The 1,530-nt window shown below is 24.7% G+C and carries 1 protein-coding gene and 1 pseudogene; both read left to right on the forward strand.

Going from position 1 to position 1,530, the window contains the following annotated elements:
• Nucleotides 1-15 precede the first annotated feature (15 nt).
• A complete protein-coding gene (nrdF, locus tag AlmWB_RS00490) occupies nt 16-1,053 on the forward strand; it encodes a class 1b ribonucleoside-diphosphate reductase subunit beta (RefSeq protein ID WP_050337069.1) in 1,038 nt (345 codons plus the stop codon).
• A gap of 25 nt (nt 1,054-1,078) precedes the next feature.
• A pseudogene (locus AlmWB_RS00495) lies at nt 1,079-1,530 on the forward strand (hypothetical protein); the annotation flags it as partial.

Here is a 1,530-nt window from a genome sequence, read left to right on the forward strand (position 1 = left end):
GAGTATATATTATAAATGAATCATCAGTTTAAAAAAATATTCCATGGTGCTAATTGGAATAATTTAGAAGATGAATATACACAGTTTTTTTATGAACAAAATTTGAGTCAATTTTGGCGTCCTGAAGATATTAGTTTACAAAGTGATTTACATGTATGGCAAAAGTTATCATCGAAAGAAAAAGAAGCTTATGCTAAAAATCTTTTAGTATTAACTTTTTTGGATACTTATCAAGGTGATGTGGGTATGCCAATAATATTACGTTCATGTTTATCTTCAGAGCATCAAAAAAAAGCTACTTTAAATTTTATGGGTGCAATGGAAAATGCTGTGCACGCTAAAAGTTATTCTAATATTTTTATGACTTTTATAAATAAAAAAGAAATTAAAGAGCTATTTCAATGGGGTGAAAAACAAAATAATCTACAAAATATTCTAAAAGAAATTATTGGAATTTATGAAAATTTAGAAAAAAATATTGTTTTTTATAAGAATTCTAACGATGAAATGTTGCAAAAAAATAATCATTTTAGAGAAATAAAGTGGAAAAGTATGGTTGCTTCTGTTTTTCTTGAAACTTGGTTATTTTATAGTGGTTTTTATTATCCTTTATATTTTTATGGCCAAGGAATATTAATGCAAGCAGGAGAAATAATTAATCTGATTATTCGTGATGAAAGTATTCATGGCGCTTATATAGGTAGATTGGCAAAAGAGTTATATGATACTTTTGATTTGCATAAACAACAAGAATTAAAAGAATGGATGTATTCTTTATTAAATAAGCTTTATCATGAACAAAAAAAATTGACAAAAGAACTTTATCAATCTGTATACTTAGTGGAAGATGTTAATATATTTGTTCGTTATAACGCGAATAAAGCTTTATTAAATTTAGGTTTTGAACAAAAATTTCCACAAGAAGAAGTTAATCCTGTAATCATTAATGGTTTGAATACTGAAACAAAAACAATGGATAATTTTTCTATGAAAGGTAACGGATATCAAAAAATGAAATCTGAAAGCCTTCGTGATGAAGATTTTATTTTTTAGTTTTTATTTGAATTTTAAAAATAACATGGTTAAAATTAACGCATTTAATCAAGCTGTTTCTGCCTCTTTAACATATCAAGAAATCAAAAATACTTCGAAAGCAGCACAAACATTAAAATTCATTTTTCCTAAGTTACAAAATAATGACCTTTTATTAGATAGAATTTTAGATAAAATCTTAGAAGAGTTTGATAATGAAATATATTCTACATTATTAATTTCGAACAAAAAAGATAAATTAAAATTATTAGAGAAATATAATATTTTATTAGAATTTCCGGATGCTATTGCACAAATTAAATTTAATCCTAGCGACGTTGTTTTTGCTTTTATAGGTAATACAGCAGATTTTCAAAATTACCAAACTTATTTAGAATATAAAAAAAATGGTTTTCAAGGGCCAAAATCTTTTTTTTGGAAAAATTGGAACGGTCCTAGTAATTTTCATTTGATATTAAAAAATGATATTGAATTTTG

Origin of the sequence: Candidatus Phytoplasma phoenicium (assembly GCF_001189415.1) — a bacterium.
Lineage (GTDB): Bacteria > Bacillota_I > Bacilli_A > Acholeplasmatales > Acholeplasmataceae > Phytoplasma > Phytoplasma phoenicium.

Bases quoted from the DNA above. Each gene is read 5' to 3' on its own strand.
- nrdF (WP_050337069.1), top strand. From the start codon at position 16: ATGAATCATCAGTTTAAAAAAATATTCCATGGTGCTAATTGGAATAAT.